Source organism: Modestobacter sp. SYSU DS0904, from assembly GCF_054051115.1.
In genome coordinates this window covers 1-23578 of the sequence record NZ_JBJHAQ010000012.1, presented here as the reverse complement: position 1 = coordinate 23578, position 23578 = coordinate 1, and the positions used below count along the sequence as shown (strand labels likewise).

Below are 23578 nucleotides of genomic sequence, written 5' to 3'. Positions count from 1 at the left end.
TTTTCGATGACCATCGCTGACATCACGATCACCACCGCCCACCCGCTGGACCCGCTGAGCGCGGACGAGATCACGCAGGTGGCGCAGATCTTCCGGGCTGCCCACCCGGACGCAACCGGCACCCGGTTCTCCAGCATCGAACTCCACGAACCCACTCACGAGGAGCTGCGCGGACTCACGACGGACACCCAGGTGGAGCGGCGGGCGTTCGCGGTCATCCGGGACGTCGAGCAGCGCAAGACGCTGGAAGCCGTCGTGTCGCTGACCGAGGGGACCGTCCGGGACGTGCGCCACGTGCCGGACGCGCAGCCCGGGCTCCTGCCCGACGAGCCGGAGCTGGTCGAGAACCTGGTCCGGGAGGATCCCCGCTGGCAGGAGGCCATGCGCAAGCGCGGGGTCACCGACTTCACCCACGTGATGCTCGAGCCGTGGCCCTGCGCATACCTGACCGAGGAGGACGCACCCTCCCGGCGCCTGAACCGGCCGCTGACCTACGTGCGCTACAGCGAGGACGAGAACGCCTACGCCCACCCGGTCGACAACCTCACCGTCCTCGTCGACCTCGACGAGCTCAAGGTGCTCGAGGTCGTCGATCACGGGGTGGTCCCGATCCCGGAACGACCTGCCGACTACTGGACCGCCGAGCAGGTTGCCGTCCCGGACAACGTCCCTACGTTCAGCGAGACCCGCGCCGACCTGGAGGACCTGCGCATCACCCAGCCCGACGGGCCGAGCTTCACCGTCGACGGTTACCGGGTCTCCTGGCAGAAGTGGAGCTTCCGCGTCGGCTTCACCCCGCGCGAAGGACTCGTCATCCACCAGCTGGGCTACCAGGACAAGGGGCGCGTCCGGCCCATCGCCCACCGCATGTCGATCAGCGAGATGGTGGTGCCGTATGCGGACGTCAGCCCGACGCAGGTGCGCAAGAGCGTCTTCGACGGCGGGGAGGACGGCCTGGGCAAGAACGCGAACAGCCTGACGTTGGGCTGTGACTGCCTCGGCGAGATCCGCTACTTCGACGTCGCGCTCAGCGATGGCCAGGGGACGGGGCAGGTCGTCGAGAACGCGATCTGCATGCACGAGGAGGACTTCGGGGTGCTGTGGAAGCACACCGATCTGCGCTCGGGCCGCAGCATCGTGCGCCGGTCCCGTCGGCTGGTGATCTCCCAGTTCATGACCCTCGCCAACTACGACTACGGGTTCTACTGGTACCTGTACCAGGACGGCACCATCGAGTGCGAGGTCAAGTTGACCGGCATCATGTCGATGGGCGCACTGGCCGACGGGCAGACGTCCCGGCACGGCACCACCATCGCGCCGGGCCTGTACGCGCCGCACCACCAGCACTTCTTCAACGCCCGACTGGACATGGCCGTCGACGGCGACCTCAACACCGTGGTTGAGGTCGACTCGGTCCCGCTGCCCGTCGGCCCGGAGAACCGCTGGGGCAACGCGTGGGAGGTGGTCACCGAACCGCTCACGCGGGAGTCCCAGGCGAAGCGGAACCTCGACTTCACCCGTGCCCGCGCCTGGAAGGTCGTCAACGAGGCGAGCACCAACCTCGTCGGTGACCCGGTGGGCTTCAAGCTCATGCCGGGCGAGAGCGCCCACCCGATGTTCCACACCGACGCGCCGGCGTTCCGGCGGGCGGCCTTCGTCGAGCACAACCTGTGGGTGACCCAGTACGACCCGGCCGAGCGCTTCGCCGCCGGCGACTACCCGTACCAGAGCCCCGGTGGCGCGGGCCTGCCCACGTACGTCGCGCAGGACCGCGACCTGCGCAACCAGGACCTCGTGGTCTGGTACACGTTCGGCGTCCACCACGTGACGCGCGCCGAGGACTGGCCGGTCATGCCGGTGCACTACACCGGCTTCTCGCTCAAGCCCGCGGGCTTCTTCGACGGCAACCCGGCTCTCGACCTGCCGGCGTCGACGCCGGCGGGGGAGGGCTCGTGCTGCGCCTCCCACACCCACGACGGTGGGGCGGGCTGCAGCCACTGACGGCCGGTACGGGGGCGTCCGGGGCGGTCGAGCCGGCCACTGACGCCCCCCGCACCGATTCCGCTCAGCTCGATCGGGCGCCGAACCGATGCCGCGCCCGTCGACCGACGTCGCGCCGCAGGTGCCCTCCGCACCGGCCCTCGACGCCGCTGCCGCGCGGCAACCCGACCCGCCCGCAGCGCACCGGCTCGACACCGCGCGCCACTCACCGCACTGCCGCTCCTGCACCTCGTACCCATCCGCAGTCCGTCCAGCGTCTCGGAGTCACCATGGCCACGCAGTCCCCCCCGTCTGATGTCGCCCCGCCTGAGGGGGAACGGCCGCAGCACCGCTTGAGCGGCCGGCTGGGTCCGGGCTCGATCGTGTTGATGGTCGTGGCCGCGGCGGCGCCGCTCAGCGTCATCGGAGGGGTCGTGCCGATCGGCGTCCTGGTGGGCAACGGCGCCGGCTTTCCGGCGATGTACGTCGTGGCAGCTGTTCTGCTGTTCCTCTTCGCCGTCGGCTTCACGACCATGACCCAGTACGTCCCGAACGCCGGTGCCTTCTACTCCTACATCGGCACCGGACTGGGTCGGGGAGCCGGTCTGGGCGGGGCCATGGTGGCGCTGATCAGCTACGTCGCCCTGCAGGCCGGCGTGTACGCCTACACCGGGTTCCAGCTCGGTGAGCTGGTGACCCGGTACGGCGGCCCCTCCCTGCCCTGGTGGACGTGGACCGCGGCGCTCCTGCTGGTCACGGCCTTCCTGGGCTACCGCCACATCGAGTTGTCGAGCAGGCTGCTCGCCGTCCTGCTCGTGGTCGAGGTCGCGATCGTGCTGGTGATGGACGCGGCGATCATCGGACGCGGCGACGGGGCGGAAGGGCTCTCCTCGGCGTCGTTCTCGCCGGACGAGATCCTCTCGGGGGCTCCGGGGATCGGCCTCATGTTCGCCATCTCCGGCTTCCTGGGCTTCGAGGCGACGGCCATCTTCCGGGACGAGGCGCGCGACCCCGGCCGTACGGTCCCGCGGGCCACCTACGCAGCCCTGACGATCATCGGTCTGCTGTACGCGGTGTCCGCCTGGGCCTTCGTCAGCGCGTGGGGGGACAGCCGGGTGGTCGAGGCAACCGGCACCGATCCCGGTGGCATCGTGATCGCGACCGTCGACGACTACGTGGGTGCTGCGGCAGCCGACTTGATGAACGTGCTGTTCGTGACGAGTCTGTTCGCGGCTGTGCTCGCCTTCCACAACGTGCTGAGCCGGTACCTGTTCTCGCTCGGCAACACCGGGGTTCTCCCACTGGCCTGCGGCCGGAGCCACGCCCGCCACGGCTCTCCCCACGTGGCCTCGCTCATCACCACCGCGATCGGTGGCGTGCTCCTGGCCGTGGTGGCGGTCGCCGGCCTCGACCCGGTGCTGGAGGCCTTCACCTGGTTCCCGGGGATGGCGACCGTCGGGATCGTGCTGCTGATGTTCCTGACCTGCCTGGCGGTGCTCGTCTTCTTCCGCCGGACGGGGGTGGACCGCCGGCCGTGGCAGACGCTCATCGCCCCGCTGCTCGGGCTGGTCGGCCTGGGCGCGGTCCTGGTGCTGCTGGTGGACAACCTGCCGTTGCTGATGGGCGGCTCGACGGCTGTCGGCGTAGGCGCGGCCGTGCTCCTCGGAGTCGCGCTGGCCGCCGGGTGGGTGCTGGCCGCCGCCCGGCCGCAGGCCGCCCGCTCCTTCTCAGCGGCCTCGCTGCCCGACTCCGCGCCGCAGATCTGACCGGGGCATCCGCATGAACGCCAGCAGCCGCCCGCTCGCGGCGCGGAACGGCATCGTCACCGCCCACCCGGCCGGCACGGTGACCGCGCGGATCGGCGCCCTGATCGCGCTGGCCTCGGCCGTCGTCCACGTCGTGTCGCTGGACGCCTCGATGGCGTCGCTGGCCGTGGCCGGCATGGCGCTGGCCTGCCTGCCCTGCGCCTGGCACCTCTGGCGGGCGCCCACGCCAGGGCTCTGGGGCACCGTCGTCGGCGTCGACCTGGCCATGCTGGCCGCCCACGCACCCATGGTGCTCGCCGGTGGCGGCCACCAGACGGGCGGTGCGGCGCACAGCGGAATGGGGCACGGATCGACCGGGCCCGGTGAGCTGCTCGGGTTCCTCCTGCCCACCGCGTCACTGCTGCTGGGCCTGACCGTGCTGACCGCGGCACTGCTGCGGCACCGGCGGGATGCGGGGCCAGCCGCGGGTCGGGGGTGCCCGCCGGTCACACCCGGTCGACGGGCACCCCGACGGAGCTGACGCGCGGAGCCGCCTGGTCCGACCCGGGGGAGGCGACCAGCCGGCGAAACTCCTGCGCGGTCATCACGTGGGCGGTCGAGAAGGCGAGGATGGCGAGCGTGGCGCGCTGGACGTCGTCGGCGGACATCGCTCCCCAGCCGACGTCCGGGTAGTCGAACGTGCCCGTGGCGTCGGACAGGAAGGCGACCTTGTAGTTGTGGAACATGGCGTCACGGGCTGTGGCGTGGCAGCAGTTCTCGGTCGTCGTGCCCGAGATGACCACCGAGTCGATGCCCCATTCGCGGAGCACGAGGTCCAGGTCGGTCGCGAAGAATCCGCTGTACCGGTGCTTCTTGATCACGTGCTCGCCAGGTGCCGGGATGAGTGCGGGGAAGATCTCGGCCCCGCGGGTGCCGTCCACCAGGGCGTCCCGCTGGGCGATGGGCGGGTAGAGGTCGTCGTAGAGCCCCATGTCCGATCCGTCCTCACGGTGCACGTGGGCGGTGTAGACGACCCGAATGCCCTTGTCGCGGCAGAACTGCAGGGTGCGCGCGAGCTCGTCAGCCATCGCGAGTGCCTGCTTGGACTGCATGGCGGCTCCGTCGGCGACGAAGTCGTTCTGCATGTCGACGACGATCATGGCAGTCGTTGCCGGGTCGATGTGGTCGAAGGCGTAAGGCATGGGGGCTCCTGCTGATCGGTGGACGACGGACCGTTCGCACAGCGGGACGCCGTGCACGTCAGGGGATGGCTTCTCGCACCGCTGCTGCGAAGCCGGCCGGGTCGGCGGCGTGGGCGCCGTGGTCCAGGCCGGGCAGTTCGGTCAGCACCGCATGCGGGATCACGTCGGCGAGCGCGCGAGCGGACCTCTGCAGGAAGGGTGTCGTCGCAGTGCCGACGAGCACCTGCGTGCCGGCGTCAACGGAGGAGTAGTGCGCGAGGTCGAGGCCCAGGGCATCGATCTGCTCCAGTTCGCGCACCCAGGTGGGGCTGAGCGATCGGAAGGTCGGCCACAGCGGTGACTGGCGCATGACCTCGACGTCCTCGGCGGCCATGCCGACGAAGTGGACCAGACCGTGGGCGACGGCGCCGTCCAGGTCGCCCACCGAGATCAGTTGCCGGTACCGGGGCAGGGCCTCGCCGGCGACCGGGCCGTCCACGGCGAGCGGTGGCTCGACGGCGATGAGGGCGCCGTCGACGCCGTGCTCCTCGGCGAACGCCAGGGTGCAGAGCGCCCCGTAGGAGTGGCCCAGGAGATGCGCACCCGGTCCGGCGACGGCCATCATCGCGGCGACGTCGGCGACCTCGGTGGACAGGTCGTACCCGGGGCCGTCACTGCTGCGGCCGCGACCGCGCCGGTCGTGGACCAGGCAGGTGAAGTGTCCGGCCAGGTGCTCGGTGGCGGGAAGCCAGTCCGCCGAGGTGCCCATGCTGCCGTGCGTGATGACGAGCGCTGGACCGGCACCCCGGCGGAAGTAGCCGATCGTGGTGCCGTCCGCCGAGGTGGTGGCCTCGATCGAGACATCCGGAGGCGCCATGGGAGCTCCCTGGTCGAAGATGCGGGAGAAGGCGCCGTGCGGCCGGACGAGGTCGACCGGCCGCACGGCAGGGCCTCGGGGTCAGTAGAGGACGACGGGCTTGACCGTCGCCCCCGACTCGGAGTCGGCGAACGCGGTGTTGATGTCGTCCTGCTCGTAGTGCTTGACGAGCTTGTCCATCGGGAACCGCCCCTGGCGCCACAGCTCGACGAGTCGCGGAATGAACACCTGCGGAACGGAGCTGCCCTGGACGATGGTCTTGAACGTCCAGCCCTTGACCAGGGACTGGCCGATCTCGAACGGCGCCGTGGTGCCGGGCTTGCCGGCCCCGACGAGCGCGAGGGTGCCGCGGATCGCCAGCGCCCCGGCGGCCGCGGTGAGGACCTGGGGGATCGCGGTGGTGTCGAGGACGTAGTCGACGCCCCGGCCGCCCGTCGCCTCCATGAGCGCTTCGGTCAGGTCACCGCTCCGGCTGTTGACGGTGTGCGTGGCGCCCAGCTCCCGGGCCAGCTCGAGTCGGGAGTCGTGCAGATCGACCGCGATGATCGTCGTGCAACCGGCCACCCCGGCGGCCATCACAGCGGCGAGACCGACGGCGCCGGCCCCGGTGACCGCGAGGGAGGAGCCGGCGGGCGGGCGGAGCTCGTTGAGGACCGAGCCTGCCCCCGTCTGCATGCCGCAGCCCAGCGGGGCGAGCACCTCCAACGGCACGTCGGCCGGGACGGGGATGACGCTGCTCTCCACGACGTTGGCGTGGCTGCCGAACGAGGACTGCCCGAAGAAGTGCGAGGAGATCTCGGTGCCGTCGGCGTCGACGAGGGAAGTCGAGCCATCGGTGCGCCGACCGCCGAAGTCCTGGGCGAAGAGGTTTTCGCAGTAGGCCATCCGCCCGGCCCGGCACTCCGTGCAGTGAGTGCAGTAGGCGGCGGACAGCACGACGTGGTCACCGGGGCGGACGGTTGTGACGGCGCTGCCGACCGCCTCGACCACGCCGGCCCCCTCGTGGCCGAGGACCGCGGGCAGCGGAGTCGGGTAGACGCCGTCCCGGACGATCGCGTCGGTGTGGCAGACGCCGCTGGCGACCATCCGGACGCGGACCTCGTCGTCCCGGATCTCGTCCAGATCCAGTTGCTCGAGCGTCAGGGCGGCGCCCTGTTCCCGGGCCACGGCGGCGGTGATGGTGGTCATGGGGCTCTCCTCGTTGAGTGCGGGTCGTGGTTGTTTTGTGTCATCCACGTGTCGGCTCGCGCCACAGTGACATGTGGCACTCGTGCCCGGCAAGGCCTCCACACGCCGCTCCCGGTGACGCCGGACGGGGCGGGCTACAGCCAGGGCGGGAGGTCGGGTGCGGCGCCCGACGGCGAGCGCACATCCGCACCGCGCCGACCGGCCAGGTAGGCGGTGAGAGCCGGCAGGGACCCACGCACCTCCGTGCGCGCCCCCTCGCCGGGCACTTCCCAGGTGGACCCGTCGTCGTCCGAGGTGAGCAGCAGTGCGGGCTGCCCACCGGTGGCCCGACGCGTGACGATGTCCTCGATGAGGGCACGCGCGAAGTCCTCGGGCAGATCGGCGAACGTGAGGCTCTGCTCGAGGTCCAGCGCGTGCACCATGACCTCGCGCGCACGTAGCCAGGGGATCTCGCTGGCCGGGACGGTTCGCCCTTGGGCGGTGCGCACGAGCCGCGCCCACTGGTCGTCGGAGAGACCGGAGAGGGCGGACGCCAGCCGCCGGGCGGACTCGGCCGCCCACTGACGGAGTTCGTCGGGCGGCCGCTGGGCTCCCGACTCGATGTCCTGGTCGCGCTGCTCCGGCGACGAGTACATCGGTGTCTCCTGACCGGTGGCGGCCCAGTGCGTGAGGTTGAGCAGGGCTTCGCCGTTGGCGGCCACGTGGGCCACCAGGTGCCGGCCGGACCAGCCCGGCAGGGCCGTGGGGCCGGACAACGCGGTGTCCGTGGTGCGGCTCAGGGCGCTGAGGAAGAGCTCGGTGCCCTGAGCCACCCACTGCCGGCTGGCGGCGAGGTCGCGGCCGGTGCTCATGCGCCCGCGTCGGCGACGACGCGGTTCTCGCAGCGGCCCAGTCCGCTGATCTCCGTGGTCAGGTGCTGCCCCACCTCGAGGTAGCGGGCCGGTTTGCGGGCGTGGCCCACACCGCCGGGCGTGCCGGTGGCGATGACGTCACCGGGCCGGAGTGTGCCCATCGTCGAGACGTACTCGACCAGCGCCACGGGATCGAAGAGCAGGTCACCGGTCGTGTCCTCCTGCACGGTCTCGCCGTCGATCCGCGTGCTGATCCCGAGCGTGGGCCGCACCCCGCCGGGCAGCTCGTCCGGGGTGACGAGGTACGGACCCAGCGGGGTGGTCGCCTCCCAGTTCTTGCCCTGCAGCCACTCGCGGGTGCGGAACTGCCAGTCCCGGCAGGTCACGTCGTTGAGCACGGCGAACCCGGCGATGGCCCGCTCGGCCTCGGCTCCGCGCGCCCGGCGCACCGGGGACCCGATGACGACGGCGAGTTCGCACTCCCAGTCGAACTCGCTGGTCTCCGGCGGCTTGACGATGTCGTCGTTGGCCCCGACGAGGGTGTCGGCGTACTTGCTGAAGAGCGTCGGGTACTCGGGCAGGTCGCGGCCCATCTCGAGGATGTGCGTGCGGTAGTTCAGCCCGACGCAGACGATCTTCCCGGGATTCGGGATGACCGGGGCGAACGCGGCTCCCCGGACCTCCGAGACCGTTCCGGTCGCCCCAGCGGCGCGCTCCTGCCAATCGGGGTCGGCGAGGAACGCGCCCAGGTCGGCGACACCCAGGTCGACCAGGTGGTCGTCGTCGACCCGGACGGCGTGGGTGGCGCCCTCCAGCGTGCGGATGGTGGCCAGCTTCATCGGGCGGCCCCGTCCACCTGCAGGCGGTCGAGGTGCAGGGCCTCGAAGATGGGTGTGTCGCTGAACCGGAAGAGGTCCAGCGCGCCGGAGTCCGAATCGGAGCTGCCGGCCTCGGAGCGCACCGACAGCGGTTGCCACGAGGGGACGACAAACAGGTCGCCGCGCTCGACGCGCCAGGAGGCGTCGCCGACGGTCACCGTGCCGCTCCCGTCGAACACCTGGTAGACCGACGACCCTGCCTCTCGGCGCGGTGCGGTCTCGGCACCTCGACGGACGCGGTGCATCTCCGCCCGGATGGTCGGCAGCACGTCTCCGCCGGTGGTGGGGTTGGTGTAGCGGACGGCGGCGTGCCCCGGCTCGACGATGCCGGGATGCCCCTCGGCCTCCAGCTCCAGCTGATCGGTGAGTGCGGCGTCGGTGTCGACCCAGCGGTAGTTGAGCAGCGGGGTCCCGGGCGTGCCGCCGGGGGCCGAGACGGGTCGCAACCCCGGGTGGCCCCACAGCCGCTGGGAGCGCGAGCGCTCGGGCGTGGTCCGCTCCTGCTCGCTGATCTGGTCGCGGCCGAACTCGAAGAACTGCGCCTCGGCGTTGTACTGGAACGGGATGTCCAGGCCGTCGATCCAGGCCATCGGCCGGTCGGCCGCGTTGTGGTGGGCGTGCCAGTTCCAGCCGGCCTGGGGCAGGAAGTCGCCCCGGTTCATCGGCACCGGGTCGCGGCCGACGACGGTCCACACGCCCTCGCCCTCGACGACGAACCGGAAGGCGTGCTGGGTGTGGCGGTGCTCGGGCGCGTCCTCACCGGGCATGAGGTACTGGATGGCGGCCCAGAGGGTGGGGGTGGCATAGGGCTTCCCGCCCAGCGCCGGGTTGGCCAGCGCGATCGCCCGGCGTTCACCACCGCGCCCGACCGGCACGAGGTGACCGGCCTGGTCGGCGAGCTGGAGCAGGTTCTGCCAGCGCCACACGTGCGGCACGGCGCGTGACCGCGGGTGGGCCGGCATCAGGTCGCCGATCTCGGTCCACAGTGGGACGAGCAGCTCCTGCTCGAACCCGCGGTAGAGCTGCTCCAGCTCGGGGGTGGGCGAGGGCTGGTCAGGGGCGTCCACGGCGGTCAGCGAGACCGGCGAGGTCAGCTGCTGGGTCATGGTGGTTCCTTCCTCACTGAGGTGGTGCACGGGTGCTGCTCGTCGTCGGGGTGGGCGAGAAGGGCGCAGTGGGCCGCGGCGACCCAGGGGCCGGGCGGTCAGCGGGCCAGCGCCGGGCGATCTGCGGTCGCTGTCGCGGTCAGCCGTTGCGCGACGTCCTCACGGAGCGCCTTCTTGTCGATCTTGCCGACCTTGGTGGTGCGCAGTTCGTCGACGACCTCGAGGCGCTCCGGCCACTTGTAGGAGGCGACGCCGGCCCCGCCCATGGCGCCCCGCACCTCGTCGAGGGTCAGCGTGCTCCCCGGGCGCACGACGGCGAACAGGCACACCCGCTCGCCGAGGGAACTGTCGGGCATCGCCACCGCGGCGACCTGCGACACCTGGGGCAGGAGCTGGTAGGCGAGGTTCTCGACCTCTTCGGCGCTGATCTTCTCGCCGCCGCGGTTGATCATGTCCTTGTCGCGTCCCTCGACGACCAGGTTGCCGTCCGGACGCCGGCGCACGATGTCCCCGCTGCGGTACCAACCGTCGGCGGTGAACGCGCGGGCGTTCTGCTCGGCCGCCCGGTAGTAGCCGCGCGGTGTGTAGGGGCCGCGGGTGAGCAGCGCGCCGGGTGTCCCGTCGGGGACGTCCCGGTCGGACTCGTCGACGACGCGCACCTCGTCACCCGCGCTCATCGGGCGACCCTGGGTGGTGCAGATGACGTCCTCGGAGTCGTCCAGGCGGGTGTAGTTGAGCAGGCCCTCGGCCATCCCGAACACCTGCTGCAGCGTGCAGCCGAGCACCGGCCGCACGGTCCGCGCCACCTCGTCGGCCAGCCGGGCGCCGCCGACCTGCAGCAGGCGGAGAGAGGCGAGCTGGTCGGCGCCCTTCTCGGCAGCGTGGTCCAGCCACCGCTGGGCGACCGCGGGCACCGCGGTCGCGACGGTGACCCTCTCGGCGGCGACGGTGGCGAACACCCGCTCGGGCTCGGGGGAGGGGAGCATGACCACCCGGCCGCCGACGAGCAGGGTCCCGAGGATCCCGGGGCAGGCGAGCGGGAAGTTGTGCGACGCCGGGAGGGTGCCCAGGTAGACGGTGTCGGGGCCCAGCTCGCACACCTCTGCGCTGGCCCGCGCGTTGTAGGCGTAGTCGTCGTGGGTGCGGGCGATCAGCTTGGGCAGGCCGGTCGTCCCGCCGGAGAGCAGGAACACGGCCACCGACCGGCTGGCGGGCTGCTCGCCGTCCCATCGGACGCGGTGGACCCGGGCGTCGGCGGGCTCGGCGCAGAGCGCGGTCAGGTCGACCTGGCCGGGGCGCACTTCCTCGCCCACCACGAGGACCTGCCGGAGGGTGCTCGATGCGGTGCGCAGCTCCTCGGCCATCTCCGCGTGGTCGAAGCCGCGCAACGTGGCCGGCACCGCGATCGCGGCTGCCTCGCTGTGCTCCACGAGATGGGACAGCTCGTGCCGGCGGTGCGCCGGCAGGGCCATCACCGGCACGATCCCCGCGCGCAGGCAGGCCAGGGTGAGGACGACGAACTCCCAGCAGTTGGGCAGCTGGACCACGATGCGGTCCTCGCGAGCCAGTCCCAGCTCGTCGACGAGCCGGCTGGCCAGCGCGTCGGCCCGCGCGGTCAGCGACCGGTAGGTGAGCCGGACGTCCCGGTCGACCAGGGCCACGGTGTCCGGCCGGGCATCGGCCGCGTCGAGGAGCTCAGCCCCGAGGGCGGTCCCGCGCCACCAGCCGCGCTCGGTGTACTCGCGGGCGACCTCGTCCGGCCACGGGACGGTTCCCTCGGCGATCGGGGTGACGGTGCGGGTGGGCGTCATGAACGGGCCTCCTTGCCCTCGGTGTGCTTGCCCTCGGTCTGTTCGCCCTGCGACGGCGTGCCGATCGTGAGGACGGCGTCGAGTGCCAGCGGTCCGGCGACGGTGATGCGCAGCGGGTTGATCTCCACGTCGTCGATCTCCGGGTGGGTGACGAGCAGGTCCCCCAGGGCGGCGAGGACCGTGCCGAGCGCCGCACGGTCGACGACCGGGCCCCCGCGAAAGCCGTCCAGCAGGGCCCGGCCGGTCAGCTCGTCGGCGAGGGCGCCGGCGTGCTCCGCGGAGAGGGGGGCCGGGGCGATGGCGACGTCGGCCAGTGCCTCCGCGACGACGCCGCCGAGACCGACCAGCACGACGGGGCCGAAGACCGGGTCGCGCGAGGCCCCGACGATGAGGTCGATGCCGTCGGGCGCCATCGACTCGACGAGGAAACGGGTGGCGCCGATGGCCGCCAGCGCGTCGAGGGCCTGGTCGAGGCCGGCCGCGTCCCGGATGCCCAGGTGCACGCCCCCGACGTCGGACTTGTGCGTCACCGCCGCGTCGAGGAGCTTGATCGCCAGCGGACCCGGCAGCTCGGCGAGGGCCCGGTGAGCGGCACCCCGGTCGGCGCACGCGCGTCGCGGGGGAGTGGCGATGCCGAGCCGGCCGAGCAGCGTCTTGGCCTCGTCCTCGTCGAGGTCGTGTCCGGGCACGTCCACCGAGCGGGTGGCCGGCGTGACCCGGTTGCCCGCCCGGGCCTGCGCCCGGGCGTCCTCGACCAGGGCGGCGACGGCCACGGTCAGGGCGGTGGGTCCGTCGACGGCGGGCACGCCCAGTTTCCGCAGCGCCTGCCGCTGCGGCACGACCTGATCCGGCGGTCCGCCGAGCCCCACCACGACCGGCGCCGGGCCCAGGTCGGCGACGGCCGACGGCAGGTCGAGGACGTCGGGCTCCGACAGCGCGTACACGCTGACCAGGTCGACGGCGGGGTCCGCCGCCACGGTGGTCAGCACCCGGCCGAAGGCGGGGTCGGGGCGCCCGGTGTCCACCGGGTTCGCCTGGAAGGTGAGCGGTGGCAGCAGCTCCGTGAGCGCCCTGCGGGTGCTCTGCTGCAACGGGGGTACCGACACCTCCCGCCCGCGGAGTCCGTCGACGTGGATCAGCCCTGGTCCGGCTTGGGCGGTGACCACGCCGACGCCGGGTGCCGCGGAGGCTGGCAGGCGGACCGCCGACAGGGCGGTCACCGCGTCGATCAGCTGCCGTTCGTCGTCGACGAGCACCGCACCGGCGGCGCGCAGGGCCGCGCGGGTGGTGCGCCAGGAGGTGGCCAGCGCCCCGGTGTGCGACCGGGCGAACTCGGCCACGTCGTTGCGGCCGACGACCAGGGCGACCACGGGCACCCGGCTGGACACGGCGCGGACCGCCGCCGTCAGGGCCGGTCCGTCTGCCACCGACTCCACGTGCAGCGCCACCGCTCGCGTGTCGGCGTCGGCGGCGAGGTGGTCCAGGACGTCAGCAGCGGTGACGCCGGCCGCGTTGCCGAGGCCGACGGCGAGTGACACGCCGACCTCGGCCTGGGCCAGCAGGAAGGCCAGGGCGTGGTTCACCCCGCCGCTGGCCGCGACCACGGCGACCGAACCTGCCGGGACGTCGGCGACCCCGGGGACGAAGGACGCCGTCAACCCCCGAGCGGGCGCCAGGAAGCCCGACGTGTTCGGTCCGAGCAGTGCCACCCCGCCGTCCCGGGCGGCGGACACCAGATCTCGCTGGTGGCCGACGCCGGGACCGCCCGCCTCGGCATAGCCGCCGGAGCAGACCAGGGCGGCTCGGACGCCGGCCCCTGCCGCGTCGGCCAACGCACGGGCGGACACGGCTGCCGGCACACAGAGGATCGCGAGGTCGATCGGGTCGGGAGAGGCCGCAGCGGCCTCGGCGACGGTCGCGAACCGCCCGGCCGACGGGTCGGCGTCCCGGGCGTTCACGCCGACGACCGTCCCGGGGAACCGGGCCAGCGATCGGGCCATGACCGCGCCGAGCTTCCCGGGGTCGCGTGATGCGCCGATGACGGCGACGCCGCGGGGGGCGAACAGGGGCTGCAGAGCGGTCATGCGGATGCACCGCCCGAGGTCGCGACGAGGTCGGCCCGGCCGGAGAGCACCGCGGTGATCGCGACGTCCTCGGCCAGGGCGGGGTCGACGTCCTCGACCAGCAGTGCCACGGTGCCGTGCTCCAGTCGTGCCGCCTCGCACAGCAGGCGGCGGGTCAGCGCCGTCCCGCCGGAGACGGCCACCAGTGCGGTGCCGTCGGCGGCGGCCTTGGCCACGGCGTCGAGGGCCGGGGGGAGCTGGTCCTCGGTCTCGGGTGCAGTGACGGACAGGCCCCAGGAGTTGCCGTCCACCGGCGGCTGGCCCAGCAGCGGCAGGTCACCGCCGGGGAGGTGGACCTGCCGCTCGCCGACGGGGACCCGCCGGGTGGTCAGGCGAACGCCGGCGACCTCGATCGGCGTGTCCAGCGGTGGAGCACCGTGTGCCTGCTGCCACCGCTCGTGCACGCCGGCCACGAAGGCGTCGTCCCGCCGACGCAGCTTGGACTCGGGCAGGCTGCGGGTGAAGAAGTGGTAGGCGAACTGCCACGGGGGCAGCGTGTCGTAGGACCGGCCGAACGTCTCCCACCACGACAGGCTCGGCCGGGCGGACCCCTGGATCTTGGCCACCTGGGGCTGCCGGACCGCCTCGTACGTCATGAGGGCGGCGTCGACGTCGTCCCCGTGCTCGTTGAGAGCCGCGACGAGCGCGACGGCGTCCTCCATCGCCATCTTGGTGCCGGAGCCGACGGAGAAGTGGGCGGTGTGCGCCGAGTCGCCGAGCAGGGCGAGCGCCGTTCCTCCGACGCGGTGCCGCCAGCACCGCGCGCGCCGGGTCCGGAAGTTGCCCCACCGCGAGTTGTTGACCAGCAGCTCGTGCCCGTCGAGCTGCTCGGTGAACAGGCGCTGCAGGTACTGCCTGCTCTTCTCGTCGCTGGTCCCCGGCGGCTGGGTGACGTCGAACTCGTCGAGTCCCGCGGCGCGCCAAGAAGCCTCGTCGGTCTCCACGATGAACGTCGAGACGCCGTTCCCGATGGGGTAGCCGTGGACGGCGAACACCCCGTGCTCGCTCCGCTCGTGGACGAAGGTCAGACTGTCGAACGGGTACGTCGTGCCCAGCCAGATGAACTTGGCTGTCGCCTCTTCCTCACTCGGCTCGAATACGTCGTCGAAGAGCCGGCGGACCCGGGAGTTGGCGCCGTCCGCGGCCACCACGAGGTCCCAGCCCTCGGCGAGCAGCGCCTCGGGGTCCACCTCGGCGGAGAAGCGGATGTCGACCCCGGCGTCGGCCGCGTGCTCCTGCATCAGCCGGAGCAGGGCCCGGCGCTCGACGGCCGCCATCCCGTTGCCGCGGCACAGGAAGGACTCGCCGTGCAGGCGCACCTCGATCGGGTCCCAGTGGACGCCGTGCTCGGTCAGCGCCGTGCGCAGGACCGGGTCGGCCTCGTGGATCCGCTCCAACGTGGCGTCGGAGAAGACCACCCCGAAGCCGAAGGTGTCATCGGCCCGGTTCCGTTCGAAGACCGTGACCTCGCGGGTCGGGTCGCTCGCCTTCGCCAGGGTGGCGGCGAAGAGGCCGCCCGGTCCTCCGCCCACGACCGCGATGCGCATGGCGGGCCCTCCAGTACGTGAATGTGTCATTTCTGTGCCGCCTGACGTCGATGGTGACAGGTTGGGTGTGGCGCGAGCAACGGCAGCGGGTGTCTTCGCTGGCGTCATGGCCGGGGCCGGACCGACTCCGACCGGTCTGCGGCGGTTGCCACGGTGGGCCGCGGTGGCACGCTCGCGATGAGCAGCGCACCGAGGACGGCGAAGCCCGCGAACAAGTAGAAGTTCCACTGGAAACCGAGCGAGCTGCCCACGACGAGGCCGCCCAGGACGGGACCGAGCACGGCGCCGATCCGTCCCACGCCGAGGGACCAGCCCAGGGCGGTGGCCCGGCTGGTGTCGGGGTAGTGCGTCGCGACGTAGCCGTTGATCAGGATTTGGGTCCCGACGCTGCCCAGGCCGGCGACGGCGACGAGCGAGAACAGCAGTGCCGTCGGCAGGTCGATGGAGAGCAGCAGGATCGAGACGGTCGCGGCACCGAAGGCCAGCACGGTGACCGGCCTCGAGCCGATCCGATCGGCCAGCCGCGAGGCGCCGATGGCTCCGACGATGGCCCCGGCGTTCAGCACGAGCAGGAACGCCAGGGAGCTGCCGAGGCCGTAGCCGGCCTCGCGCATGATCTGCGGCAACCACGTGTTCAGGCCGTACACGAGCAGCAGTCCGCAGAAGCTCGCGGCGGCGAAGAGCAACGTTGCTGTCAGGTAGCGGCGGGTGAAGAGCGTGCGGATGGGGGCCAATCGGTCCGTCGGGAGGCTCTGCGGAGCGGGTGCCGGGGAGACGTCGTCGGGCACGACGCCGTACCTGGCCGCGAGCTCATGAGCTTCCTCGTGGCGCCCCTTCGCCATCAGGAAGGTGATCGACTCGGGGAGGTACCGCCAGGCGACCGGGAGGACGATCACGAGCGGGAGCGCGCCCAGCGCGTACATGACGCGGAAGTCGGTCTCCGGGAGCAGGGCCAGTCCGGCGAGGGCGGCGAGGATCCCGCCGACCGAGTAGCCGCTGTACATGAGGGCGTTGTTGAGCTGGCGGCGGTCCTTCGGCGAGTACTCGACGGTGAGTGCGATCGCGGTGGGCACCACGCCACCGAGTCCCAGCCCCGCAACGAAGCGCAGGAAGCCGAAGATCTCGGCGTTGGGCGCGGCGGCGGTCAGGGCCATGGCCACCGAGAACCAGGTGACGGAGGCGAGCATGACCTTGCGGCGGCCCAGCACGTCGGTGAGGGCGCCGGAGACCAGCGCCCCGATCAGCATGCCGACCAAGGCGTAGCTGCCGATGGCGCCCGCCTGGGCAGGGGTCAGGCCCCAGGGCTCGTACGCGAGCAGTGCGGGGACCGTCGTGCCGTAGACGACGAGGTCGTACCCGTCGAACACGATCGTCGTGAAGCAGATGAGCACCACGAAGCGGGCGCTTCGCTGGCCGGATCGGTTGGTCGTGGCCGGGGAACGGGACATCGTCGTCCTCACAGGTCCTGGTGGCGTGACGTGGCGTGCGGGAGCTGGCCGGCGCGCGACAGCGCGGTGGTGAGGCTGCTCCGCGGTGGCCGGGACGAGAGTCCCTTGCCGACCCCAATGTCTGTCATCCAGGCGCCACCCGTCAAGCAGATGACACAAGTTGGGCCATGCAGGCCCCGGGGTGCCCTCGTGGGGGCACCCTGGCGGTGGCGGTGGCGACGAGCCGGACCGGAGGTCGGCAGAATTGACCCAGGCGTGCGCACAGGTCGCGTCGGGAACTGACGGACGGGAGCCAGATGAAGCCGCGGTCGGTCGTCTTCGACCTGTTCGGCGACCACTTGCGGTACCACGGCGGGGAAGCGCGGACCCAGGCGCTGGTCGACCTGCTGCAGGTGTTCGACATCGGTGAGCCCACGGCACGCATCGTCCTCGCGCGCATGCGCAAGGAGGGCTGGTTCGACACCCGCCGCGAGGGGCGTCAGGTGGTCTACCGGCTGACCGACAAGGCCTGGCGGCTGCTGGACGACGGGCGCGCGAGGATCTTCCAGCGCACGCGCGAGCCGTGGGACGGCCAGTGGCGGATGGTCATCTACGCAGTGTCGGAGCAGGATCGCGCGGAGCGCGAGCGGCTGCGCCGGACGTTGTCCTGGCTGGGGTTCGGTCCGCTGGCGACCGCGACGTGGGTGAGTCCGCACGATCGCCTCGACGAGGTGGAGGACTCCCTGAAGGGCACGTCGGCCCGTCTGGACCTGCTGACGTGCCGGTCCCGGGGGGCAGGGACGGACCTGCACATGGTCGACCGGTGCTGGGACCTGCCGGCGCTCGGTCGCGACTACCGCGAGTTCGTCGCCCGCCTCGAGGCGCTGCCGTCCACGGCCGAGCTGGGCGCCATGCCCGGAGCCGAGGCGCTGCGTCTGCGGATCGGACTGGTCTCCGACTATCGGCACTTCCCCTTCCGGGACCCCGACCTGCCGGCCGAGCTCCTCCCGGAGGCGTGGCCTGGGCACCAGGCGCACGACCTCTTCGTGGCCGCCCACGAGGCCCTGGGTGGGCCTGCCGCCGCCTTCCTGCGAGAGGTGCTGGGTCGGCACGAAGGTTGACCGACGCGACGTCGGCTCGGCGACGGGTGGATGAGTGTCAAGTCCTTGTTGTCCGACGAGGACTTGACACATGCGACGTGGGTCACCACGCTGGTCCATGGCAGGCAACCAGCCCACGGGCACGTCCCGACCGCGCCGTGGTGTGCCGCGACGACAGCCCGGACCCTTGAAGGGAACGCACCCATGACCCAGACCGCAGTGCCGCGGATCGGCAACATCATCGGCGGGGAGACGGTGATCTCCGACATCCGGGACCACCGTGATCCGGGATGTCTCGACGAGGTCGTCGCCCAGGTCGCCGTGGGCACCGTCGACGACGTCGACCGTGCCGTCCGGGCCGCCCACGGTGCGTTCCCCGGGTGGCGGGACACGCCGGTGGCCGAGCGGGCGCAGAAGCTGCTGGCGGCGGCCGAGACCCTCGCCGGCAGTGGCGAGGAGCTGGCACCGCTGCTGGTGCGCGAGCACGGTGGCGTGCTCTGGGAGTCGCAGACCGACTTCGGCCTGGGCACCGGGGTCCTGCAGCACACCGCCGGCCTGCTCGAGGACTTCTTGCAGGCTGTCCGGTACGACGATGAGCAGAGCACCATCAGCGTCGAGAAGGTGCCGCGCGGGGTGGCCGCCGCCATCGTGCCGTGGAACATGCCCGTCGTCCTGACGATGATGAAGCTGGCCCCCGCGCTGGGGGCCGGCAACACGCTCGTGCTCAAGCCGTCGCCGTTCGCGCCGGCGGCGCTCACCCTCGCCCTGGAGAAGATCGCCGCCCTCCTGCCGCCGGGTGTGCTCAACGTCGTGCACGGCGAGGGTGATGTCGGGTCGGCACTCACCCGGCACCCGCTCGTGCGCAAGGTCGGCTTCACCGGGGGCACGTCCACCGCGATCAAGGTCATCGAAGCCACGGCCCAGACCATCAAGAACGTGACGCTGGAGCTCGGCGGCAACGACCCGGCGATCGTGCTCGACGACGCCGACCTCGACACGACGATCGACCGGATGCTCCGAGGCGTCTACACCCGCACCGGACAGATCTGCTTCGCCGTGAAGCGCATCTACGTCCCGCGCGCCATGTACGGCCGCTTCGCCGACGCCTTCTGTGCGCGCGTCGATGAGTACGCGGTGGGGCACGGTCTGGACCCGCAGGCCAGCTTCGGCCCGCTCAACAACGAGGCCCAGTTCAAGAAGGTCCAGGACCTGCTCGACCGCACCCGCAACTCCTCGGCGACGCTGGTCGAGCTCGGCCGGAAGCTCGACCCGTCGTCTTGGGACAACGGCTACTACATGCTCCCGTACGTCGTGCGCGACGTGGAGCACGCGGCGCCCGTCTCCTGCGAGGAGCAGTTCGGCTCCATCGTCCCGCTCATCGCCTACGACGACGAAGAGCAGGTCATCGCCTGGGCCAACGACAGCGAGTGGGGCCTGGGGTCGTCGGTGTGGACCAGCGACCCTGAGCGCGGGTTCGCGATGGCCCGGCGGATCGAGGCCGGCAGCACGTTCATCAACACCCACTCGTTCGACTCGCTGGACCTGCGGATGCCCTTCGGGGGCGTCAAGCAGAGCGGCATCGGGCGGGAGTTCGGCGAGGCGGGTCTGTCCGAGTACGTCGAGGACCACGCCATCCGCCTGCTGAAGTAGTCGCCACGGCGGGCGGGCCGGTCGGGATCCCCGGTGGGGTTCCTGACCGGCCCGTCATGCTGTCCGCCGCCCCGGATCAGGCGTCGACGGCGAGCAGCACCCGCTCGCGGGTGCCGGCGTCGACCCGTTCGTGGGCCTCGGCCACCTCCGCGAGGGGGAGTGGTTCGCCGACCCGGACGGCGAGTGCGCCCTGCGCGGCGGCCTGGGTCAGGTCGCGCGCAGCCTGCCGCTTGGCCTCGACGGGGAAGTCGTCGCTGCCGAGCAGCTGGATGGTGACGTTGTCGAACAGCATCGGCCAGAACGGGAGGCCGGGACGGTCGTCCCTGGTCGCGTATGCGGCGATCACCGTGCCGACCTTGGTCACCCCGGCGTCCAGGTCGACGTTGTCCGAGAAGGCCACCTCGACGATCCGGTCGACGCCGCCGGGCGCCAGTTCACGGATGGCGGATGCGGGGTCGGACTGGTCGAGCGCGACCGTGTGGGCCACACCGGGTGCAGGCAGCTCGAGGTCGCGCTGGTGCCGCACCGTTCCGATGACGGTGGCGCCACCCCAGGCGGCCAGCTGGGCAGCGACGGTTCCGACCCCGCCGAGCACCCCGTGGACCAGCACCGTGGCGCCGGTGACCGATCCGTCGCCGAACACGGCCCGGTGAGCGGTGATGCCCGGGATGCCCAGCGTGGCACCGAACTCGTCGGACACCCCGTCGGGCAGGTCGACCGCCAGCTGGTCGGGGACCACCGTGTACTCGGCCGCCGTGCCGAACGCACGGTAGGACTGGGCGCCGTAGACCCACACGCGGCGCCCCGTGCGCTGGGCGTCGACGCCCTCGCCGACGGCATCGATGACGCCGGCGGCGTCGCTGTGCGGGACCACCCGCGGGTACGGCATGGATGAGCCGAGCCAGCCCCGGCGCTTCTTGGTGTCCCCGGGATTGACGCCGGAGAACCGGACTCGCACCCGCACCTCGCCGGGCCCGGGCTGCGGATCCGGCAGCTCGCCGATCCGGAACACCTCCGCTGCAGGTCCCTGACGGTCGTACCAGACGGCGCGCATCTCGTTTCCCTCCCTCGGCTCACCGGCAGCGACACCGGCAGCGTGGCCGGCGCGTCCACACTGGACTGCCGCACGTCCGGCAAGGAACCTTCCATGGAAGGTGCTTGTTCCCGGCGTGTGCACTGCCACCGATGGCTGGGCTGAGCCTGGACGGAGGCGTCACTCGGGGCGACCTCGGGGCTACCGCGTGCCGGTCCGGCCGGAAGCGGCCGGCCGGGGGGAGTGGGCGCGGGGGTCAGCGCCCCGTCGCACGGCGACTCAAGGGCGTCGAGGTCGAAGGCTGCGTGGGCGGTGCCGGGCCGTGATGCGCAGCAGCACCTCGCTGGGCGTGTTTCCTGCAGCTCGGCGGCGAGGACCCGCCCGCCGAGGTCGCCACTCGGAACGGCGGCGGCCGGTCAGGAGCTCGCGGCGGTGCGCTCGGCCGCGTCTCCCACAGCTTCGGTGATCAGTGTGCAGTGGGACGGCGTGCCCCTGTCACGTCCGCCACGTGGGCCTCCGTGGGCGGGGAGGCCGGGAGTGGCGTCGGTGCGTCCCGCCGGACGACCAGTCCGTCCAGGAGTAGGACCAGGAGGCGCTCGCGGACGCCGGCGTCCTCCGGCGCGCCGACCCGGCTGAGCAGCGTCGCTGGGAGCAGCAGGTCCAGTGGGGTCACGTCCGGACGGAGGACGCCGGCTGCCTGGACGCGGGCGATGAGCGCGCCGGCGAGCGGTTCGATCCGCTGGCGCCCGCGGTCGAGGTCCTCGTTGCCGCGGCCGGCCTCGGCCAGCACCTGAGCCAGTCCACGGTTGTGCGCCTGGGCCTCGATGCCCCAACGGAGGAAGCGGCAGAGCCCTGCCCATGGGTCGGGATCGGCCGCCGCAGCCTCCAGGTGGGCGACCACGTCGTCGATCTCCTGCTCGAACAGTGCCTCGATCAGGTCGGCGCGTTCGGGGAAACGTCGGTACACGGTGGCTGCGCCGACGCCGGCCTCGCGCGCTATGACGTCGAAGCCCACATCGAGCCCGCGGACGGCGAAGACCCGCTGGGCCGCGGCGAGGATGGCGAGCCGGTTGCGCTCGGCGTCCGCTCGGAGCGGACGGGCGGCGCCCGACGACGCAGGCGATGTGACGGAGGACATGCCGGTCACCGTAGCGCAAACGGAAAGACCTGTTCACTTCCGCTGCTACGGTGCGCGAGGAAGTGAACAAGCCTTTTCACTTGAACCGGAGGACCTGATGTCCAGCACGACCGCCCACGGCCAGGACACGCTCCCGCGTGACCCGGCCATCGACGGGGACGGCGGGCAGGCGCGACGTTGGCTCGTGCTCGCCGTCGTCGCCCTGGCCCAGCTCGTCGTCGTCCTGGACGCGACGATCGTCAACATCGCGCTGCCGACGGCACAGGCGGACATCGGCTTCGACAACGACGCCCGGCAGTGGATCGTCACCGGCTACGCGCTCGCCTTCGGCTCGCTGCTGCTGGTCGGCGGTCGGCTGGCCGACCTGCTGGGCCGCAAGCCGCTGTTCCTCACCGGCCTGATCGGCTTCGCCGCCGCCTCCGCCCTCGGTGGTGCCGCTGACACCTTCGGCCTGCTCGTCACCGCCCGCGCCGCACAGGGCGCCTTCGGGGCGCTGCTGGCGCCGGCGGCCCTGTCGCTGCTGACCGTCACCTTCGCCGGTGACCGGGCCCGGGGTCGTGCTTTCGCGATCTTCGGTGCCGTCTCCGGTGCCGGTGGTGCCGTCGGTCTGATCCTCGGCGGGGCGCTCACCGAGTACCTGTCGTGGCGCTGGTGCCTGTACGTGAACGTGCCGATCGCCGCGATCGCCGTGATCGGCGCGCTCCTGTGGCTGCCCCGCCGTGAGGCGCGCGTGGCCGGCGCTCCGGGCCTCGACGTCCCCGGTGCCGTGCTGAGCGTCGCCGGCCTGGTCTCCCTCGTCTACGGCCTCGGAACCGCCGAGACCGACGGCTGGACCGCGGTCAGCACGCTCGGCTTCATCGGCGCCGGACTGGTGCTGCTCGCCGCGTTCGTCGCCGTCGAGGCCCGGGTCGCGCACCCGCTGCTGCCGATGCGCGTGGTCACCGATCGCACCCGTGGGGGAGCGTTCCTCGCCATCGGGCTGGTCGGCGCCGGGATGTTCGGCGTCTTCCTGTTCCTGACCTACTTCCTCTCCACGGTGCTCGGCTTCGCCCCGCTGGAGACGGGGCTGGCGTTCCTGCCGATGATCCTGGCGTTGATGGTGGCTGCGCAGGTCACGCCCACCGTGGTGGCGAAGGTCGGCTACAAGGTCCCGGTCGCGGCCGGCTTCCTGATCGGTGCCGCCGGGATGCTCGCGTTCACCTCTCTCGACGTGGGCAGCAGCTACTGGACCCACGTGGTTCCCGGCCTGGTCATCGCCGGCTTCGGGATCGGCATGGTGATGGCGCCGGCCTTCTCCGCCGCCACCTTGGGTGTGCAGGCGTCCGACGCCGGTGTCGCCTCCGCCGCGGTGAACACCTTCCAGCAGATCGGCGGCTCCATCGCGACCGCCGTGCTGAGCGCCCTCGCAGCCGCGGCGGCCACCGACGCCCTCGTCGGGGTCGACCCCAGCGACCCGGCCGCCCTGCTGCAGGCCTCGGTGTCCAGCTACACGACGGTGTTCGCCTGGTCCGCCGGGATCCTCGCCGCCGGCGCGGTCATCTGCGGGCTGCTGCTGCCCCACGGCGCCATCCAGCGTGATCCCGACGCCCCGGTCGTCATCGCGCACTGAGCACCGACGGGCCGGGGATCCATCGATGGTGGTTCCCCGGCCCGTCGGCGTCGGCGACACCGACTCCCGCGCCGTGTGCCGAGCGGAACGCCCTGCACCACGCCGAACGTCCGGTCGGTTGAGCGTCGAGCGGGCTGACCGCCGGCGCAGGACGGCGACGGTCGGTCGCACGTGTTCAGGCCGAGTGGGCTGCCGGTGACCGTCCAGGACCGCAGGCCGCTGGTTCTGGCGCCGCGGTGGGGGGGGGGGGGGGGGGGGGGGGGGGGGGGGGGGGGGGGGGGGGGGGGGGGGGGGGGGGGGGGGGGGGGGGGGGGGGGGGGGGGCGGCTCCGCAC

18 protein-coding genes are annotated in these 23578 nt (G+C 72.3%); 6 read left to right on the top strand and 12 right to left on the bottom strand.

All coding sequences use genetic code 11. From position 1 onward, the window contains the following. Positions 1-6: 6 nt before the first annotated feature. The 3 genes from ACI79U_RS10075 to ACI79U_RS10065 all read left to right on the top strand — a co-directional run bounded on the left by ACI79U_RS10075 (position 7) and on the right by ACI79U_RS10065 (position 4266). Positions 7-2001 carry a primary-amine oxidase gene (locus ACI79U_RS10075; protein WP_457067232.1) on the top strand — a complete coding sequence of 665 codons (1995 nt, stop codon included), beginning with the start codon at positions 7-9 and terminating at the stop codon, positions 1999-2001. A gap of 332 nt (positions 2002-2333) precedes the next feature. Then, complete coding sequence (locus ACI79U_RS10070) at positions 2334-3746, top strand: APC family permease (protein WP_457067229.1); 1413 nt, start codon at positions 2334-2336, stop codon at positions 3744-3746. A gap of 13 nt (positions 3747-3759) precedes the next feature. Next, entirely contained in the window at positions 3760-4266 is a 507-nt protein-coding gene (locus ACI79U_RS10065) for a hypothetical protein (protein ID WP_457067226.1), read from the top strand. Here the strand turns inward: ACI79U_RS10065 and ACI79U_RS10060 are convergent. The 10 genes from ACI79U_RS10060 to ACI79U_RS10015 all read right to left on the bottom strand — a co-directional run bounded on the left by ACI79U_RS10060 (position 4232) and on the right by ACI79U_RS10015 (position 16735). Further along, entirely contained in the window at positions 4232-4927 is a 696-nt protein-coding gene (locus ACI79U_RS10060) for a cysteine hydrolase family protein (RefSeq protein ID WP_457067224.1), read from the bottom strand. The genes ACI79U_RS10065 and ACI79U_RS10060 overlap by 35 nt on opposite strands. Positions 4928-4985: 58 nt before the next feature. Next, positions 4986-5783: an alpha/beta fold hydrolase gene (locus ACI79U_RS10055; protein WP_457067222.1), complete on the bottom strand. Its 798-nt coding sequence runs from the start codon at positions 5781-5783 to the stop codon at positions 4986-4988. 81 nt (positions 5784-5864) lie between these two features. Then, positions 5865-6971, bottom strand: a complete 1107-nt coding sequence (locus tag ACI79U_RS10050; RefSeq protein WP_457067220.1) for an NAD(P)-dependent alcohol dehydrogenase — start codon at positions 6969-6971, stop codon at positions 5865-5867. A gap of 134 nt (positions 6972-7105) precedes the next feature. Beyond that, complete coding sequence (locus tag ACI79U_RS10045; protein WP_457067217.1) at positions 7106-7822, bottom strand: maleylpyruvate isomerase family mycothiol-dependent enzyme; 717 nt, start codon at positions 7820-7822, stop codon at positions 7106-7108. After that, positions 7819-8661 carry a fumarylacetoacetate hydrolase family protein gene (locus tag ACI79U_RS10040; RefSeq protein WP_457067215.1) on the bottom strand — a complete coding sequence of 281 codons (843 nt, stop codon included), beginning with the start codon at positions 8659-8661 and terminating at the stop codon, positions 7819-7821. The genes ACI79U_RS10045 and ACI79U_RS10040 overlap by 4 nt, the downstream gene beginning before the upstream one ends. Next, the gene (locus ACI79U_RS10035; protein ID WP_457067213.1) at positions 8658-9806 is read right to left on the bottom strand and encodes a cupin domain-containing protein; all 1149 of its coding nucleotides are present in this window, start codon (positions 9804-9806) and stop codon (positions 8658-8660) included. The genes ACI79U_RS10040 and ACI79U_RS10035 overlap by 4 nt, the downstream gene beginning before the upstream one ends. A gap of 98 nt (positions 9807-9904) precedes the next feature. Then, positions 9905-11617, bottom strand: a complete 1713-nt coding sequence (locus tag ACI79U_RS10030; RefSeq protein WP_457067211.1) for a (2,3-dihydroxybenzoyl)adenylate synthase — start codon at positions 11615-11617, stop codon at positions 9905-9907. Then, positions 11614-13701 carry an acetate--CoA ligase family protein gene (locus ACI79U_RS10025; RefSeq protein WP_457067209.1) on the bottom strand — a complete coding sequence of 696 codons (2088 nt, stop codon included), beginning with the start codon at positions 13699-13701 and terminating at the stop codon, positions 11614-11616. The genes ACI79U_RS10030 and ACI79U_RS10025 overlap by 4 nt, the downstream gene beginning before the upstream one ends. Continuing rightward, a complete protein-coding gene (locus tag ACI79U_RS10020) occupies positions 13698-15287 on the bottom strand; it encodes an FAD-dependent monooxygenase (RefSeq protein WP_457067207.1) in 1590 nt (529 codons plus the stop codon). Before ACI79U_RS10020 ends, ACI79U_RS10025 begins: the two co-directional genes overlap by 4 nt. A 104-nt stretch (positions 15288-15391) precedes the next feature. Then, positions 15392-16735: an MFS transporter gene (locus ACI79U_RS10015; RefSeq protein ID WP_457067205.1), complete on the bottom strand. Its 1344-nt coding sequence runs from the start codon at positions 16733-16735 to the stop codon at positions 15392-15394. A gap of 296 nt (positions 16736-17031) precedes the next feature. Here ACI79U_RS10015 and ACI79U_RS10010 point away from each other — a divergent pair, with 296 nt between their 5' ends. Further along, on the top strand, positions 17032-17835 hold the full coding sequence (locus tag ACI79U_RS10010) for a PaaX family transcriptional regulator (RefSeq protein WP_457067203.1): 804 nt from the start codon (positions 17032-17034) through the stop codon (positions 17833-17835). Positions 17836-18018: 183 nt separating this feature from the next. Next, a complete protein-coding gene (locus ACI79U_RS10005) occupies positions 18019-19464 on the top strand; it encodes an aldehyde dehydrogenase family protein (RefSeq protein WP_457067200.1) in 1446 nt (481 codons plus the stop codon). 76 nt (positions 19465-19540) lie between these two features. Here the strand turns inward: ACI79U_RS10005 and ACI79U_RS10000 are convergent, their stop codons facing one another. Continuing rightward, positions 19541-20518, bottom strand: a complete 978-nt coding sequence (locus tag ACI79U_RS10000; protein WP_457067197.1) for an NADPH:quinone reductase — start codon at positions 20516-20518, stop codon at positions 19541-19543. Positions 20519-20963: 445 nt separating this feature from the next. Continuing rightward, on the bottom strand, positions 20964-21635 hold the full coding sequence (locus ACI79U_RS09995; RefSeq protein ID WP_457067195.1) for a TetR/AcrR family transcriptional regulator: 672 nt from the start codon (positions 21633-21635) through the stop codon (positions 20964-20966). A gap of 97 nt (positions 21636-21732) precedes the next feature. On the opposite strand from ACI79U_RS09995, the gene ACI79U_RS09990 reads away from it, so the two are divergent. After that, complete coding sequence (locus tag ACI79U_RS09990; protein WP_457067192.1) at positions 21733-23244, top strand: MFS transporter; 1512 nt, start codon at positions 21733-21735, stop codon at positions 23242-23244. Positions 23245-23578 lie beyond the last annotated feature (334 nt).